This window comes from Streptomyces sp. NPDC088785 (assembly GCF_044750685.1).
Lineage (GTDB): Bacteria > Actinomycetota > Actinomycetes > Streptomycetales > Streptomycetaceae > Streptomyces.
Genome location: NZ_JBIVKH010000011.1, coordinates 171,329 through 187,612 on the forward strand (window position 1 = coordinate 171,329; position 16,284 = coordinate 187,612).

Sequence of the window (16,284 nt, forward strand, 5' to 3'; positions counted from 1 at the left end):
ACTTGTACTGGACCACCCGGGTGATCAGGCCCGGGCGCGCAGCAGCTCGCGCACCGGGAGCCGGCGCACGGTGATCCGCAGCTCGCTCGTCCCGGGGGTGGCGACGCCGACGTCGTAGGGCCGCATCCGGTGCCGGCGCGGGCGGGGCACCCGGGTCTCGGTGGGCAGCGGGGCGAGCGGCACGTGCGGGCTCTCGCCGAGGGCGCTGGCGACCAGCCGGACGCTCCACCGCTCCCAGGGCGCGTCCTTGTGCGGGAACAGTTCGCTCAGCGGCAGCGTGCACCGCACGACGCTGCCGTCCCCGTCGGCGTCGGCGGCCACCGTCGCGGCGTAGGACTTCACCACCCGCTCGCCGCCGCGCTCCAGCGTGGTCTCGGCGCGCACCGTGCCGGGTCCGAAGTCCGCGAGGCCGGCCAGCGAGCTGTGCGCGACGATCTCCAGGCCGGCCTCGGCGCCGGTGCCGGTCAGCCGGGTCAGGGCCGGGGTGAACTCCTGCTCCGCGAACCGGCCGCGGCTGGCCTCGGTGATGTCAAACCAGGCGTCGGGCAGGCCGAGTCCCGGGTCGCGGAAGCACGGATAGCCCGCGTAGGCCCGCTCCGCGTCGACGACGACCGGCGGGCCGCCGGCCGCCGCGCACGCCAGGACGCCCTTCAGGGCCGCGAGGTGGCCCGCGTCGGCGAGCCGCAGCAGCAGCCGCTGTTCGGCGGAGAGCTTCTTCAGCGCGTAGGGGCTCGCGTACGCGCGGTGCAGCGCGCCGACCCCCTCGCACACCTGCCGCTGCTCGTCGGCGCCGAGGTCGAGGAACTCGGCGCCGATCAGCCGCGCCACCTCCCAGGTGAAGTGGCGCTGGTGGATCCACTCGCGGCCGCGCCCGGGCTCCGCCAGCCGCCGGGTCAGCTCGAACAGCCGGCGGGTGCCGGCCAGCCGGTCCAGGGCGCGGAAGGAGACGGTGGCGTTGGTCTCGTCGTCGCGGCGCACCGCGAAGTAGTAGTCGTAGTCGGCGAGTACGGTGATCCGCCCGGCCCGGAAGCAGGCCTCCAGGGTGAACGGCTGGTCGCTCAGGACCGGCAGGTCCTCGGGGAAGCGCAGCCCGTGCTCCTCGATCAGCGACCGCCGGAACAGCTTGGTGTTGGACAGCGCCCAGGGCAGCGCGGACGCGTACAGGGTCACCTCGTCCCGGCTCTCGCCGTACACGGCCTGCGACACCCAGCGGCCGTTCACGCCGACCATCCGGCCGAGCACGATGTCGGAGCCCAGCCGGTCGGCGGCGGCCACCATCCGTTCCAGGGCCTCGGGGCCCAGGTGGTCGTCGGCGCCGACGAACAGCACGTACCGGCCGCGGGCGAGGCCCAGCGCCCGGTTGCTGGGGGCGGCGGGGCCGCCCGAGTTGGCCTGGTGGACGACGGTGAGGACGTCCGGGTGGAGCCGGGCGAACCGTTCGAGCTCCGCGCCGCTGCCGTCGTCCGACCCGTCGTCCACGGCGACGATCTCGATGCGGCCGGTGCCGATGGTCTGCCGCACCAGCGAGGTCAGGCAGCGGGTGAGGTACGGCATCGTGTTGTAGACGGCGACGACGACGCTGACGTCCGGGACGCCCGGGGGCTGCGGGGCGTCCGGCGCACGGCCGGGAATGTTCTGCATGTGGTGCAAACGACGGCGTGGGTCACTCGTTGCACAGTCCATGACGACCACGAACGTTCCCACCCCACCTGTCCGCATCGCCGACGGCGCCCAGGTGCACGAGTCGGTGACCCTCGGATCCGGCACCCGGGTATGGGAGTTGGCGCAGATCCGCGAGGGTGCGCGGCTCGGCGCGGGCTGCGTGGTGGGCCGCGGCGCCTATCTCGGGACGGGCGTCCGGGTCGGCGCGCACGTCAAGATCCAGAACTATGCCCTGGTGTACGAGCCGGCGACGCTGGCCGACGGGGTGTTCGTCGGGCCCGCCGCGGTCCTCACCAACGACCGCACGCCCCGCGCCGTCGATCCGCACGGGCGGGCGAAGGGCGCCGCCGACTGGGAGCCGGTCGGGGTGACGGTGGCCGAGGGCGCGTCGCTGGGGGCGCGCGCGGTGTGCGTGGCGCCGGTGCGGATCGGGCGCTGGGCGATGGTCGCGGCGGGCGCCGTCGTGACCCGCGACGTCCCGGACTTCGCGCTCGTGGCCGGGGTGCCCGCGCGGTGGGCCGGCTGGGTGGGCCGGGCCGGGGAGCGCCTCGACGAGGTCGCGCCCGGCACCTGGCAGTGCCCGCGCACGGGCGCCCGCTACGAGGAACCGGCCCCGGGCCGGCTGACCGAGGCCTGAGCCCGGGGGTGCCGCGCGCGCCGGGCCGGGCGGCCCGGCGCGGTCAGACCGGCGCGGGGGCGCCCAGGACGACGCGGCGCACGCCGGGCCAGCGGGCCGGGTCGGTGACGCGGCGGCCGTCGACCAGGACCCGCACGCCGGGGAAGTCGGCGACGCCCGTCTCGCGGTACTCGGCGTGGTCGGCCTGGACGACGGCGGCCGTCACCTCCTGGCCCGCGTACGGGGTGAGGCCGAGGGCGGCCAGCTCCTCGGCGGAGTACAGCGGGTCGCTGACGCAGGGCACGGCCCCGGCCGAGCGGAGCGCGCCGACGACGCCGAACACCCCGGAGAACGCGGTCTCCTTGACGCCGCCCCGGTAGGCCGCGCCGAGCACCAGGACCTCGGCGCCCGCCAGGTCGCCGTACGCCTCCGCGAGCCGGGTGACGGCGTATCCGGGCATCGCGGCGTTGGCCTCGCGCGCGGCGCGGACGACGCTCGCCCCGGGGTCGTTCCACAGGTACATCCGCGGATAGACGGGGATGCAGTGCCCGCCGACGGCGATGCCGGGCTGGTGGAGGTGGCTGTAGGGCTGGGAGTTGCAGGCCTCGATGACCTTCAGGACGTCGATCCCGGCGCCGTCCGCGAACCGCGCGAACTGGTTGGCGAGGCCGATGTTCACGTCGCGGTACGTCGTCTCGGCGAGCTTGGCCAGTTCGGCGGCCTCGGCCGAGCCGAGGTCCCACACGCCGTTGGGGCGGGGCAGGTCGTCGCGGACGTCGAAGTCGAGGACGGACTCGTAGAACTCGACGCCCGCCCGGGCGGAGGCCACGTCGACGCCGCCGACCAGCTTGGGATAGCGCCGCAGATCGCTGAACACCCGTCCGGTCAGGACCCGTTCGGGGCTGAAGACCAGGCTGAAGTCGCGGCCCGCGCGCAGCCCGGAGACCTCTTCGAGGAGCGCCGCCCAGCGGGTGCGGGTGGTGCCGACGGGCAGGGTGGTCTCGTAGCTGACCAGGGTGCCGGGCCGCAGCCCCTCGGCGACGTCGCGGGTGGCGGCGTCCATCCAGCCGAAGTCGGGGGTGCCGTCGGCGTCGACGTACAGCGGCACGACGATGACGACGGCCTCGGAGACGGCGACGGCCGACACGGTGTCCGTGGTGGCGCTCAGCCGGCCGTCGACCACCGCCCTTTTCAGCCGGGCACCGAGCTCGTGCTCGCCGGGGAAGGGCTCCACCCCGTCGTTGACGAGGGTCACCACCCGCTCGTCGACGTCCGTGCCGAGGACCTCGTGCCCCTTGGCGGCGAACTGGACGGCCAGCGGGAGGCCGATCTTGCCGAGGGCTACGACGCAGATACGCATGACTGGTTGACTCCGATCGGGGAGGTGGGGAGCGCGGCGGGCGCGGCGGCGCCCAGCACGCTCCGGTACACGGCGTCGAGCACCTCGGCCTGGGCCCGCCAGGTCCAGGCGTCGAGCAGGCCCGGGGTGTCGTACGCGGCCCGGTAGCGGTCCGGCGCCGCGAGGACGGCGCGCACCGCGCGCACGAAGTCGCCGGTGTCCTCGGCGCGGAACACCTCGCCCTGGCCGCTCGCGCGGACCGTGTCGGCCATGGTCCGCACGTCGCTGACGACGATGGGCAGCCGGGCGTGCGCGTACTCCATGAACTTGGTGATGAGCGCCAGCTCGTGGTTGGGCCAGTGGTGGATGGGGATGAGTCCGACGTCCGCGCCGGACAGGAAGCCGACGACCTGCCAGTGCGGCACGTACGGCAGGACGTGGACCCGGTCGGCGACGTCCAGCTCGGCGGCCCGGGCGAGCAGTCCCTTCATGTACGCGCCGCGCGGCGTGAGCACCACGAACGCGGCGTGCACGCCGGGCAGCCGGGGCAGCGCCTCGATGACGGTGCGCAGGCCGCGCTGTTCCGCCGGGGCCCCGCTGTAGACGATCAGCGGGACGTCGGCGCCGATCCCGCACCGGGCGCGCAGGTCCGGCGCGGGCTCGTCCGGCGCGTCGGCGGGGCCCTCGCCGCCGGGCGCGTTGAGGACGACGGCGGGCAGCTCGGGCAGCCGGTGCTCGCGCCGCAGCAGCTCGGCCAGCGGTCCGGAGACGGTGACGACCGCGTCGGCGCGGCCGGCGTACTCCCGCTCGTGCGCGCAGTGCGCGGGCAGCCAGCGGTGGTGCTGTCCGCGGGGCTTGATGCCGGGCAGGTACTCGTGGGCGTCCCACACCAGTTTCACGGTGCGGCCCCGGCCGCGGGCGCGGGCCGCGGCGCGGGCGCCGACCCCGATCATCCGGAAGTCGTTGGCGTGGATCAGGTCGGGGCGCAGCCGGTCGATCTCCGGCCCGAACGTGAACTCGTAGTCCCACAGGTACGGTTCGAGCCGCCGCCAGCAGCGGTCGCGCATCACCGCGCGCACGGCGGCGGTCCACAGCCGGTCGCCGAGGGTGTCGAGGTGCTTGCGGCGGGCCTGCGCGCGCTTGAGCTGGCCGTGCCGCAGTCCGGTCCAGCGCACCAGCAGCCGGGCGGCGAGCCGGCGCAGGAGCAGGCCGCGGCCCTCGACGGTGCGGCGCACCAGCAGGTCGGCGCGCCAGGCGCGGGCCTGCTGCTCGCGGTAGGCGCCGATGCCGCCGGGGCGGTAGGCCAGCGGGTGGCGCGGGGAGGGGCGGCGGAACTCGTGGCGGCGGCGCCCCAGGTGCCGCTCCAGCGGGAGCAGGCGGACCTCGGCGTCGCCGAGCCGCCACTGGCGGGGCCTGCGGTCCGGGGACTGCCCGAGCAGCGTCACCCGCCAGCCCGCGTCGGCCATGGAACGGGCCGCCTTCTGTACCCGGGAGTCCCCGTCGACGGCATTGTCGACGAGCATCACCACGCGGCGGCCGCCGCCCTCGGTGTGCCCGGCCGGTCCGGGGGCCGTGTCGTGTCGCACGCTCAGTCCTTGTTTCCTCGCTGGGGCGGGGCCGCTCGTTCCAACGACGCCGCCACGGTGCCGCTACGCGGACGGGTGCGGCGTCACCCGGGTGGAGCAGTCCCGGGTGCCCGGTCCGGCAGCGGTCAGGGGCGGGCCGGTGCCCTGCGGGCCGCGGGGAGGCGTACCGAGCGGTGGTCGCGGGCCGATTCCAGGACGGCCGTGGCGACCTCCACCGTCCGCAGGCCCTCCCGCAGGGTGACGACGCCGGTGGTGTCCCGGTCCGCCACGGCGTCGCGGAAGCGTTCGTGCTCCACGAGGAGCGGCTCCCGCTTGGGGATCGCGTAGCGGATCATGTCGCCCTCGCTGACCCCGCGGAACGCGCGCAGCGCCTCCCACTCGGTGGTGACGGCGCCGTTGGCGTAGGAGGTCAGGTCGGCGGTGAGGGTGTCCGCGACGAGGCAGCCGCGCTCCCCGGTCACCGCGGTGAAGCGCTCCTTGAGCGGGCTGAGCCAGTTGACGAGGTGGCTGACGAGGGTGCCGTCGGTGAGGTCGCCGGTGACGGTGACCATGTCCTCGTGGGCGCGGCCGCTCTTGCTGAGGGTGCGGGCGGACACCGAGGCGTACTCCTGCCCGGTCACCCAGCCGGTGAGGTCGATGTCGTGGGTGGCGAGGTCCTTGACCACGCCGACGTCGGCGATGCGGTGCGGGAAGGGGCCCTGGCGGCGGGTGACGACCTGGAAGACCTCGCCGAGTTCGCCGGCCTCCAGGCGGGACCGCAGGCTCTGGAGCGCGGGGTTGAAGCGCTCGATGTGCCCGACGGCCGCGACCAGGCCCCGGGCCTCGAACGCGTCGACCAGCCGGCGGGCGGCGACCACCGAGTGCGCCAGCGGTTTCTCGATCAGGGCGCAGACGCCGTGCGCGGCCAGCGCCATGCCGGTCTCCTCGTGCAGGGCCGTCGGACAGGCGACGACGGCGTAGTGCGGGCGCAGCGCGAGGAGTTCGCCGAGTGTCGGGACGACCGGGGTGCCGTCGGCGAGGGTGCCGCCCGCCGGGTCGGCCACGCCGACGAGGTCGACCCCGTCGAGGAGGCCGAGGACGCGGGCGTGGTTGCGGCCCATGGCGCCGAGCCCGATGAGGCCGGCGCGCAGCCGGGCGCCGCCCATCACAGGGTCCCGGCGACGGTGTCGACGGCGTCCGCGATCCGCTCGATCTCGGAGTCGGTGACCGACGGGTGCACCGGCAGCGACAGCACCTCGGCGGCGGCCCGGTCCGTCTCGGGCAGCCGGTCGCCGCTGCTGAAGGGGGCGAGGCGGTGGATGGGCGTCGGGTAGTAGGCGGCGCTGCCCACGCCCCGCGCGGCCAGCTCCGCCCTGAACCGGTCCCGCCCGGGCACCCGCAGCGTGTACTGGTGGTAGACGTGCCGGGCGCCGTCGGCGACGTACGGGGTGGTCACGGCGGGGGCGCCGATGAGGGCGTCGAGCCGCTTGGCGTTGGCGCGGCGGCGTTCGGTCCACTCGTCGAGCCGGCCGAGCTGGACCCGGCCGACGGCGGCGTTCACGTCGGTCATGCGCATGTTGGCGCCGACGATCTCGTTGACGTACTGCCGCTCCATGCCCTGGTTGCGCAGCAGGCGCAGGGTGCGGGCGAGGTCGGGGTCGGCCGTGGTGACCATGCCGCCCTCCAGCGCGTGCATGTTCTTGGTCGGGTAGAAGCTGAAGCAGCCCGCGACGCCGTGCGCGCCGGCCGGGCGGGCGTGCAGGGTCGCGCCGTGCGCCTGGCAGGCGTCCTCGACGAGGGCGAGGCCGTGCCGCCGGGCGAGCGGGGTCAGCCGGTCCATGGCGGCGGGGTGCCCGTAGAGGTGGACCGGCATGATCGCCGCGGTGCGCGGGCCGACCAGCGCGGCGACCGCGTCCGGGTCCACGCAGTACGTACGCGGGTCGATGTCGGCGAAGACGGGTTCGGCCCCGGCCAGGCGGACCGCGTTGGCGGTCGCGGCGAAGGAGAAGGAGGGGACGATCACCTCGTCGCCGCCGCCGATGCCGAGCGCGAGCAGCGTCAACTGGAGTGCGGAGGTGCCGGAGTTGACCGCGACGCAGGCCCGCCCGTCGACGAGCGCGGAGAACTCCTCCTCGAACGCGGCCACTTCGGGGCCCTGGACGACACGGCCGCTGCGCAGGACGCGCACGGCCGCCTCGATCTCGGCCTCCCCGATGACGGGGCGCGCGGGCGGGATCGGTGCGGGAATCCCGCTCATGGACATCACTCCGTCCGGAGGTGACAACGTGGCGCGAGGTCAACTCCGACGGACAGACCGGAGTTTTCCGGCGCTTGCCGCAATCACCCCATCGGCTGATGTGTCGGATAAGGCTACTTCCGGGGACGGCCGGGCGCGCCCGCGGCCGCCGAGCACTCCGGCGCGGCGCCGCCCACCCGCTCGTACAGCCGGACGGCGCCGCTGCGCCGCCCGTCCTGGCGCACCGGCCTGAAGTCCTCGCGCAGCACGTCGAGTTTGGCCGCGTCGGTGCGGGTGCGCGGGTGCCAGCCGGGGCGGGCGGCCTCGGCGTCGAAGTAGACCCACAGCCGGGGCAGGCAGGCCATGCGGGCGCGCAGGGCGGCGGCGTCGACGTCGCGGCCGTAGAGGGTGCCGGAGCGGGCGCCCGAGGCGAGCAGCGACACGTCGCGGGTCCCGGCGACGGAGGCCGGGTAGGCGGCGGCGTACTTGCGTCCGGTCTTGGGGACGTACAGCAGCGGGTCGCCCGGCCGCAGCCGGGCGGTGAGCATGCGGGCGACCGAGCCGAGGTCGTCGCGGCGGGCGTGCGCCGAGCGCTGCTGCTCCTGGAGCGGGAGCTGGGCGAGGAAGGCGGCCGCGATCAGGCCCAGGCCGGCGAGCGCGGGGAGGGTCGCGGCGGGGGCCGGGCGCGGCAGCCGCGCCACGAGCGCCTCGGCGCCCGCCGCCACCAGCAGCGGCACTCCGGCGAAGGCGAAGAACGCGTAGCGCGGCGCGTACAGCGGATGCCACTGGGAGAGCGTCAGCAGGGTCAGCGGCGGCAGCAGGGCGAGCGGCAGCGCGGTCGCGACCAGGCCGCAGCCGCCCCGCGCGGTGCGGGCCGGCGGGCGGGAGACGGCGACCGCGACGAGGGTGAGCGTCGCCGCGAACAGCAGCCCGTGCCCGCCGGCCGCCGTGCGCAGCAGCGCCTCGGCGTCGGCGCGGTCGGGCCGGCGGATCCAGCCGACCTGCGCGCTCTGCGCGTGGGTCACCAGGACCAGCGGCAGCAGCGAGACGGCGGCGGCCGCGGCGGCCGCGGCCCAGCCGCGCCACACGCGCCCCGGCACGCGGCTGACGGCCAGGGTCACGGCGTGCGCGGGGAGCACGAGGACCGCGAACTCGTGCAGCCAGGCGGTCAGCGCGACGGCCACGGCGTACCCGGCCCAGTTCCGGCCCGTCGGCTCCCGCACGGCCCGTACGCACAGGAGCGTCGCGGCGGCGGCGCCGGCCGCGACGAGCGCGTAGGAGCGGCCCTCCTGCGCGTAGTACTGGGTGAACGGCGCGACGGCGTACAGCAGTCCGGCCCACAGGCCCGTCCGGGGGCGGGCCAGACGGGTGGCGGTGGCGGCGACCAGCGAGGCGGCCGCGGCGGCGCCGCACACGGAGGGCAGCCGGAGCGGCACCTCGCCCGGGTGCGCCGGCAGCAGGACGTGCATGAGCAGGTAGTAGAGGCCGTGCACGGCGTCGATCGTGCCCAGCAGGTGCCACAGCTGCGGCAGGGACCGGGACGCGGCCATGACGGTGGCCGCCTCGTCGCGCCACATCGTGCCCCGGTCGAGCCCCCAGAGTCCGAGGGCGAGGGCCACGGCACCGGGGACGGCGACGGCCAGGGCGCGGGCGCGCGCCGGCCCGGGGTGCGTGATCAGCGACATGTGCCGAGCCTGTACGACGGGCCCGCGCATCCCGCCGAGCGTGCGGCACGCGCCGCACAACGTCACCCGTTCCTACGCGGGATGACCCGGTCGGCGTCTACTCGGCCGCCGCCCGCGCGGGCCGCCCGGCCCGGGGGGCTACTCGACGACGAGCTGGACGTCGATGTTGCCCCGGGTCGCGTTCGAGTAGGGGCAGACCTGGTGGGCCTGCTCGACGAGCTTGCGGCCCGTCTCGGCGTCCACGCTGTCCGGCAGCTCCACGCGGAGCACGACCGCGAGGCCGAAGCCCTCGCCCTGCTTGCCGATGGAGACCTCGGCGGTGACGGCGGCGTCGGTGACGTCCACCTGGGCGCCGCGGCCGACGAGCCCGAGCGCGCTGCCGAAGCAGGCGGCGTAACCGGCGGCGAAGAGCTGCTCCGGGTTCGACCCCTGGCCGTTGCCGCCCATCGCGGTGGGGATGCCGAGCTGGAGGTCGATGACGCCGTCCGAGGAGACGGCACGGCCGTCGCGGCCGTGGGTGGCGGTGGCGACAGCGGTGTAGATGGCGTCCATGAGGGGCCTGCCCTTCGAGAGCTGATGCGTGTCCGGCGGCGGCGGGCGCCGCCTTCTTACGACCCCAAGTAGAGCACGCAATTCAATTGTGCACAACTGAATCGCCCGAGGGATTACCCTGGTGCCATGACCCAGCGCGACGAGTACCTCCGCCTCGACCGGCAGATCTGCTTCTCGCTGAACGCCGCGTCGCGTGCGTTCGGCGGCGTCTACCGCGTCCTCCTCAAGGACCTGGGCCTCACCTATCCGCAGTACCTGGTGATGCTCGCGCTCTGGGAGACCGACGGCGCGGGCCTGCCCGTCAAGGGGCTGGGCGAGCGGCTGCGGCTCGACTCGGGCACCCTCTCGCCGCTGCTCAAGCGCCTGGAGGCGAACGGCCTGGTGCGCCGGGAGCGCAGCGCGCGCGACGAGCGGTCGGTGGTCGTCACGCTCACCGCGGCGGGCGTCACCCTGAAGGAGCGGGCGGCCGGGGTGCCGCGCGCGATCGGCGCCGCCACCGGGTTCGACCTGGCGGAGCTGGACGACCTGCGGGCCCGGCTCAACCGGCTGACCGAGGCCCTGGACGGCGCCGAGCTCCAGCCCCTGGGCGAGTGAGGGATTTCCGCGGCACTCCGTTCCCTCCGCAACGGAACGGAAAGGTAAAACTTCCGGCTTACCGGATATTTACCAATAACACCTAAGATTCAGCTGTGAAGATCTCGCCACCTCCCGCCGCCGCGGTCGTCGTGATCGGCTTCGACGACGCCGCCCATGTCGCCGGCGCGGTGCGCTCGGCCCTCGCCCAGGGGCCCGCCGTGGCCGAGGTCATCGCCGTCGACGACTGCTCGACGGACGGCAGCGGCGCCCTCCTCGACGAACTGGCCGCCGGGGAGCCCCGGCTGACGGTCGTGCACCGCCCGCACAACAGCGGCGGCTGCGGCACCCCGCGCAACGACGGCCTGGCCCGCGTCACCCGCCCGTACGTGATGTTCCTCGACAGCGACGACGAACTGCCGCCGGGCGCGGTGGACGCGCTGCTCGGCGCGGCCGAGCGGCACAGCACGGAGGTCGCCGCCGGGCTGTGCGTGCGGCGCGAGCTGCCGTCCGGCCGCGAGGTCCCCTGGCAGCCGGAGCTGTACGCGCGGCCCGCCGTCGTCACGCATCCCGCGCGGCGCAGGCGCCTGGTCCAGGACACGCTGTGCGTCAACAAGCTGTACCGGACGGACTTCCTGCGCGGGCACGGCATCCGCTTCCCCGACGGCCGCCACGTCTACGAGGACTTCGTGTTCACCGCCCGGGTGCTCGCCGCCGCCCCGCGCCTGGCCCTGGTCCCCGACCCGGTCTACGTGTGGCACGTGCGCCGCGCCGCCGACCGGCTCTCCCTCTCCCTCGACCGCGACCGCATCGACAACTGGCAGGCCCGCCTCGACGCGCACCGCACGGCCGTCGACATCCTGCTCGGCGCGGAGCAGAAGGGGCTCGCGCGGGCGGCGCGGGCCCACTTCCTCGACCACTCGCTGCGCATGTACGCGCGTGAACTCGATCTGCGCACGCCCGGGTACCGCACCGAGTGGTGGACCAGGACCCGCGCCTACCTGAAGACCTTCGAGACCGCCGACTTCGAGCTGGCGCCCGCGCCGGGCCGGGTCGTCGGCCGGATCGTCGAGGCCACCGCGGAACCGTGCGACCTGCCCCGGGTCAAGGAACTCGCCGCGCGCCCGGCCCGGCTCCTGCCGCCGTACGCGTACGCGCCCGACGGCACCCCCGCCTGGTCCGCGCGGCTCCCCCAGGTCACGCTCGGCCATCTGCTGCACCGGCCGGTGCACCTGCTCCCGGTCGCCGTCGAGGGCGAGCTGCGGCCCGGCGCCCGCGGCACCCGGCTCACCCTGCGCCTGCACGAGCTGTACGGGCGGGTCGCCGAGGCCGGGCCGCGCGCGATGGACGTGGAGCTGGTCGACCGGCGCTCCGGCCGCGTCGTCCAGCGCCGCGGCGGCGCCGTCACCGCGCTGCCCGGCGGGCTGTGGACGACGACCGTCCTGCTCGACCTGTCCGCGCTCGGCCGCTCCGGCACCTGGGACATCCGGCTGCGGCTGCACTTCGCCGACGGCCGGGCCCGCGACACCACCGCCCACGCCGTGCACGGCCCGGGGCTGCTGCGCCGCGTCGCCGTCCCGAGCCGCCGCCACGGCGTGCTGCTCGCCCAGCCGTACGCCACGCACTCCGGCGCGCTCGCCCTGCGCACCGCGCCGGGTCTGCGCGGGGCGGTGTCGGTGCTTCGGCGCCGGGTACGCCGCCTGCTTCACTGACGGCGACGGCGCCCGCTCCTCCCTCTGCTTCTCCTGGGGCTCCTGTCTTCGTTCCTGTTCTCTGCGCGAGGGGATCTCTCCGACATGACCTGGCTGATCACCGGCGGGGCCGGTTACATCGGTGCCCACGTGGTGCACGCGCTGCGCGCGGCGGGCGAGCGGGCGCTCGTCTACGACGACCTGTCCACCGGGGTCCCCGGCCGGCTGCCGTCCGACGTGGAACTGGTCGTCGGCTCGACCCTGGACGGCGCCCTCCTGGAGCGCACCCTCGCCGGGCGCCCCGTCACCGGGGTCGTCCACCTCGCCGCGAAGAAGCAGGTCGCGGAGTCGGTGGAGCGGCCGCTGCACTACTACCGGGAGAACGTGGAGGGGCTGCGGGTGCTGCTCGACGCGGTGACCCGGGCCGGGGTCCGCGCCTTCGTGTTCTCCTCCTCCGCCGCCGTGTACGGGATGCCGGACGTCGACCTGGTCACCGAGGACACCCCGTGCGTGCCGATGTCCCCCTACGGCGAGACCAAGCTCGCCGGCGAGTGGCTGGTCCGGGCGACGGGCCGGGCCACGGGCCTCGCCACCGCCTCCCTGCGCTACTTCAACGTCGCGGGCGCCGGCGCGCCCGCGCTCGCCGACACCGGCGTCTCCAACCTCGTCCCGATGGTCTTCGAACGGCTGGCGTCGGGGGACGCGCCGCGCATCTTCGGGGACGACTATCCGACGCCGGACGGCACCTGCGTCCGCGACTACATCCACGTCGCCGATCTGGCCGAGGCGCACGTCGCCACCGCCCAGCGGCTCGCCGGGGCGGCGCCGGGGACCGATCTCACGCTCAACATCGGGCGCGGGGTGGGGGTGTCGGTCCGCGAGATGATCGACGTGATCGGACGGGAGACGGGGCTCGACGTCCCGGCGGTCGTGCAGGGGCGGCGGGCGGGTGATCCGGCGCGGGTGGTCGCTGCCGCGGGGCGGGTGGGGGCGGAGTTGGGGTGGTCGGCGAAGCGGGACGTCGCCGACATGGTCACCTCGGCCTGGGCTGCTCGGCCGCGCTCCTGAGAACCCGTCTTCGAACCTCGGACGTCGTGGTCGGCCGTGTCGGAGGCGCCGTGCCGGCAACCTGCCGGGGTGCTTCGAAGCCGGCTGTCTGTCAGGTGAGGAAGGGCGCGACGGCCGCGGTGATACCTGCGGCGAGGGCGAGGACGGCGGCGAAGCAGCGGGCGGCGCGGAGGACTGCTGCCGGCCAGGTGGCGCCGTCGATCCGGGCGAGCGTTCCGGCTCCGACGCAGGACAGCAGCGCGATGAGGAGCACGAACGCGGAGGTGAGCAGAACCAGAGCGACGGTCACGGTGGACTCCCTGAACACGGTGGGGTGCTGGCAGGGACAAGTTCGCCGAATCTCTGTGTGCCATGGGCTCCGCGCACGATGATGAACACGGACACTCACCACGTCGGGGGACGACCGCATGCCTGAAGAGCCGGACGATCGGCGGTCCGCGCTGGACGTGCTGCGCACGAGGCTCGAAGAGGGTCGGGCCCGGAGCCGCCTCAACCAGCAGCAGCTCGCCACGAAAGCGGTCCTGGGGCGGTCGACGGTGTCGAAGGCACTCACCGCGAAGGGGGGCGTGCCCTCGAAGGACACGGTGTCCCGGCTGGCCCATGCGCTGCGTCTACCGGTCGGCGAACTGCTGGAGATGCGGCGTGCCGCGGCCGAGGAGTCGGGCACGGCCTCGCCCGAGGCGGCGGGCCCAGGACGACCGGTCGGGCAGTGGGATCCGCACGATCTGGAGATCCACCCCGCCGGACCCGAGCCGATCGGATCGGCTTCCCGCGGCCTACGAGTGCTGCCCGCCTACGTGCGGCGCGAGCACGACCGGATCCTCGACGACGCTGTAGCGGCCGCAGCGGCGGGACACAGCAGGATCGTGCTCCTGGTGGGGTCGTCCTCGACAGGCAAGACCCGGGCGTGCTGGCAGGCCGTACAGCGGCTGCCCGAGGGGTGGCGGTTGTGGCATCCCTTCGATCCGACCCGTGCCGAAGCGGCCCTGGAGAACCTGCGCCGTGTGGGGCCGCGGACGGTGGTGTGGCTGAACGAGGCCCAGCACTACCTCGGTGACCGGGACTTCGGTGAACGGATCGTGGCCGCCGTGCACCACCTTCTGCTCGACGAGCAGCGCGGACCGGTCCTGGTCCTGGGCACGCTGTGGCCCGAGTACGCCCACGACTACACCGCCTTGCCCAAGTCCGGCGAAGCCGACCGGTTCAGCCAGGTGCGGGAGCTGCTGGCCGGCGCGACCGTGAGCGTCCCCGACCACTTCGACGCCGCGGCCACGGCCGCAGCCGCGACCCTGGCCGAACAGGGCGACCTGCTGTTGGCCGACGCCCTCGCCCGCAGCCGGGACAGCGGCCGGATCACCCAGGACCTGGCCGGAGCCCCCGAACTCCTGCGCCGCTACGAACAACCCGGCCGCCCCGCCGCGCGAGCCCTGTTGGAAGCGGCGATGGACGCGCGCCGACTCGGTGTCGGCCTCCATCTCGCACAGTCCTTCCTGACCGCCGCCGCCCCCGGCTACCTCAGCGAACCCGACTACGACCAGCTCACCGAGGACTGGGACGTGCAGGCCTACGCCGAACTCGCCGAACCGGTCCACGGCAAACAAGCACCCCTGCGCCGCACCGCCCTGCGCCCCGCGCGACGCCCACCCGCCCCCACCGCCGGCTCCCCCGCACCCGAGCCCACAGGACCGGTGTTCCGCCTCGCCGACTACCTCGAACAACACGGCCGCACCGCCCGCCGCCGCTTCTGCCCACCCGCAACGTTCTGGCATGCCGCCCACACTCAACTCACCCGCGCCGACGACCTCAACAACCTCGCCCGCGCGGCACAAGATCACTATCGCCTGGAATGGAGCCACCACCTCCGCCGGCGCGCTGCCGCCCTCGGCAGCACTGACGCCCTGTACGTCCTGGCCATGAGGCGGGAGGAGGCCGGGGACCGTGAGGGGGCCGAGGACCTCTACCAGCGCGCCGCCGACCTCGGCAGCACCCGCCCTCTGTACATCCTGGCCGTGATGCGGGAGGAGGCCGGGGACCGTGACGGGGCCGAAGACCTGGCCCGGCGCGCCGCCGACCTCGGCAACACCCACCCCCTGTACGTCCTGGCCGTGATGTGGGAGGAGGCCGGGGACCGTGAGGGGGCCGAGGACCTCTACTGGCGCGCCGCCGACCTCGGCAACACCGACGCCCTGCACCTCCTGGCCATGAGGCGGGAGACGGCCGGGGAGCACGACGGGGCCGAGGACCTGGCCCGGCGCGCCGCCGACCTCGGCAGCACCGACGCCCTGTACATCCTGGCCATGAGACGGGAGACGGCCGGGGACCGTGACGCAGCCGAGGACCTCCACCAGCGCGCCGCCGACCTCGGCAGCACCCTCGCCCTGCACGACCTGGCCGTGAGGCGGGAGAAGGCCGGGGACCGTGACGGGGCCGAAGACCTGGCCCGGCGCACCGCCGCCCTCGGCAAACCCGGCCCCCTGCACCTCCTGGCCGTGATGCGGGAGGAGGCCGGGGACCGTGACGGGGCCGAAGACCTGGCCCGGCGCGCCGCCGACCTCGGCAACACCGACCCCCTGTACGCCCTGGCCCTGACGCGGGAGAAGGCCGGGGACCGTGAGGGGGCCGAGGACCTCTACCGGCGCGCCGCCGACCTCGGCGCCGCCGGCGCCCTGCACCTCCTGGCCGTGAGGCGGGAGGAGGCCGGGGACCGTGACGGGGCCGAGGACCTGGCCCGGCGCGCCGCAGACCTCGGCGCCACTGGCGCCCTGCACCTCCTGGCCGTCATGCGGGAGGAGGCCGGGGACCGTGACGGGGCCGAGGACCTGGCCCAGCGCACCGCCGACCTCGGCAACACCAACGCCCTGTACGTTCTGGCCCAGATGCGGCTGGAGGCCGGGGACCACGACGGCGCCAGGGACCTCTACCGGCAAGTCGCCGACTTCGGTGAAGCCGGCGAGGTGCACCGGGCCGGGCCCGGCTTGAAGGTGCTGTGGCCGTACGGCCTGGACCCCGACGGCACAGCAACACGTCCATGGCAACCGTCTCCGCCCGTCGCTGAGCGATAACCCCGACCGGTCGAAACGGTGTTGGGTCGTGGGGCCGGTCTGAAGTGAGATCCGTCGCCGGTCTCGCAGCCGACGGCGCTCAGGGCCGGGAGAGCCACCAGGGCTGCGAGGAGGGGACGCCTACCCGTACCCCGCCCGCTTCCCGGGCCGCCCGCCGTCCCCTGGTGCGGGTGAACCTCCGCGGGCGGAGGCGGCCGCGCGGTTCCCCCGCGGGAGCGCAGGAGCGCAGGAGCGC

Annotated in this window: 13 protein-coding genes; 5 read left to right on the forward strand and 8 right to left on the reverse strand. The window is 75.1% G+C overall.

The features are described from left to right. Positions 1 to 24 precede the first annotated feature (24 nt). Positions 25 to 1,641 (reverse strand): glycosyltransferase family 2 protein, encoded by a 1,617-nt coding sequence (locus ACIP5K_RS26655; RefSeq protein ID WP_401413392.1) that lies wholly within the window; start codon positions 1,639 to 1,641, stop codon positions 25 to 27. Between the two features lie 40 nt (positions 1,642 to 1,681). Between ACIP5K_RS26655 and ACIP5K_RS26660 the strand changes: the two genes are divergently transcribed. After that, complete coding sequence (locus ACIP5K_RS26660) at positions 1,682 to 2,299, forward strand: acyltransferase (RefSeq protein ID WP_401413394.1); 618 nt, start codon at positions 1,682 to 1,684, stop codon at positions 2,297 to 2,299. 43 nt (positions 2,300 to 2,342) lie between these two features. Here ACIP5K_RS26660 and ACIP5K_RS26665 read toward each other — a convergent pair whose 3' ends face one another. The 6 genes from ACIP5K_RS26665 to ACIP5K_RS26690 all read right to left on the reverse strand — a co-directional run bounded on the left by ACIP5K_RS26665 (position 2,343) and on the right by ACIP5K_RS26690 (position 9,655). After that, positions 2,343 to 3,638, reverse strand: coding sequence for a nucleotide sugar dehydrogenase (locus tag ACIP5K_RS26665; RefSeq protein ID WP_401413396.1), 1,296 nt, complete (start codon positions 3,636 to 3,638; stop codon positions 2,343 to 2,345). Further along, positions 3,620 to 5,203, reverse strand: coding sequence for a glycosyltransferase family 4 protein (locus ACIP5K_RS26670; RefSeq protein ID WP_401413398.1), 1,584 nt, complete (start codon positions 5,201 to 5,203; stop codon positions 3,620 to 3,622). The genes ACIP5K_RS26665 and ACIP5K_RS26670 overlap by 19 nt, the downstream gene beginning before the upstream one ends. A gap of 125 nt (positions 5,204 to 5,328) precedes the next feature. Then, positions 5,329 to 6,348, reverse strand: a complete 1,020-nt coding sequence (locus tag ACIP5K_RS26675; protein ID WP_401413400.1) for a Gfo/Idh/MocA family oxidoreductase — start codon at positions 6,346 to 6,348, stop codon at positions 5,329 to 5,331. Continuing rightward, a complete protein-coding gene (locus ACIP5K_RS26680; protein ID WP_401413403.1) occupies positions 6,348 to 7,439 on the reverse strand; it encodes a DegT/DnrJ/EryC1/StrS family aminotransferase in 1,092 nt (363 codons plus the stop codon). Before ACIP5K_RS26680 ends, ACIP5K_RS26675 begins: the two co-directional genes overlap by 1 nt. 113 nt (positions 7,440 to 7,552) lie before the next feature. Beyond that, the gene (locus ACIP5K_RS26685) at positions 7,553 to 9,103 is read right to left on the reverse strand and encodes a glycosyltransferase family 39 protein (protein WP_401413404.1); all 1,551 of its coding nucleotides are present in this window, start codon (positions 9,101 to 9,103) and stop codon (positions 7,553 to 7,555) included. Between the two features lie 138 nt (positions 9,104 to 9,241). Beyond that, the gene (locus ACIP5K_RS26690; protein ID WP_401413406.1) at positions 9,242 to 9,655 is read right to left on the reverse strand and encodes an organic hydroperoxide resistance protein; all 414 of its coding nucleotides are present in this window, start codon (positions 9,653 to 9,655) and stop codon (positions 9,242 to 9,244) included. 126 nt (positions 9,656 to 9,781) lie between these two features. On the opposite strand from ACIP5K_RS26690, the gene ACIP5K_RS26695 reads away from it, so the two are divergent. The 3 genes from ACIP5K_RS26695 (at position 9,782) to galE (ending at position 12,987) form a co-directional block, all read left to right on the forward strand. After that, complete coding sequence (locus ACIP5K_RS26695) at positions 9,782 to 10,249, forward strand: MarR family winged helix-turn-helix transcriptional regulator (protein WP_401413407.1); 468 nt, start codon at positions 9,782 to 9,784, stop codon at positions 10,247 to 10,249. Between the two features lie 95 nt (positions 10,250 to 10,344). Beyond that, positions 10,345 to 11,940, forward strand: coding sequence for a glycosyltransferase family 2 protein (locus tag ACIP5K_RS26700; RefSeq protein ID WP_401413409.1), 1,596 nt, complete (start codon positions 10,345 to 10,347; stop codon positions 11,938 to 11,940). An 84-nt stretch (positions 11,941 to 12,024) separates the two neighbouring features. Further along, on the forward strand, positions 12,025 to 12,987 hold the full coding sequence (gene galE, locus ACIP5K_RS26705) for a UDP-glucose 4-epimerase GalE (protein ID WP_401413411.1): 963 nt from the start codon (positions 12,025 to 12,027) through the stop codon (positions 12,985 to 12,987). Positions 12,988 to 13,078: 91 nt separating this feature from the next. Here galE and ACIP5K_RS26710 read toward each other — a convergent pair whose 3' ends face one another. Further along, complete coding sequence (locus tag ACIP5K_RS26710) at positions 13,079 to 13,276, reverse strand: hypothetical protein (RefSeq protein WP_401413413.1); 198 nt, start codon at positions 13,274 to 13,276, stop codon at positions 13,079 to 13,081. Between the two features lie 118 nt (positions 13,277 to 13,394). Between ACIP5K_RS26710 and ACIP5K_RS26715 the strand changes: the two genes are divergently transcribed. Next, positions 13,395 to 16,049 (forward strand): helix-turn-helix domain-containing protein, encoded by a 2,655-nt coding sequence (locus ACIP5K_RS26715; protein ID WP_401413415.1) that lies wholly within the window; start codon positions 13,395 to 13,397, stop codon positions 16,047 to 16,049. The last annotated feature ends 235 nt before the right edge of the window (positions 16,050 to 16,284 follow it).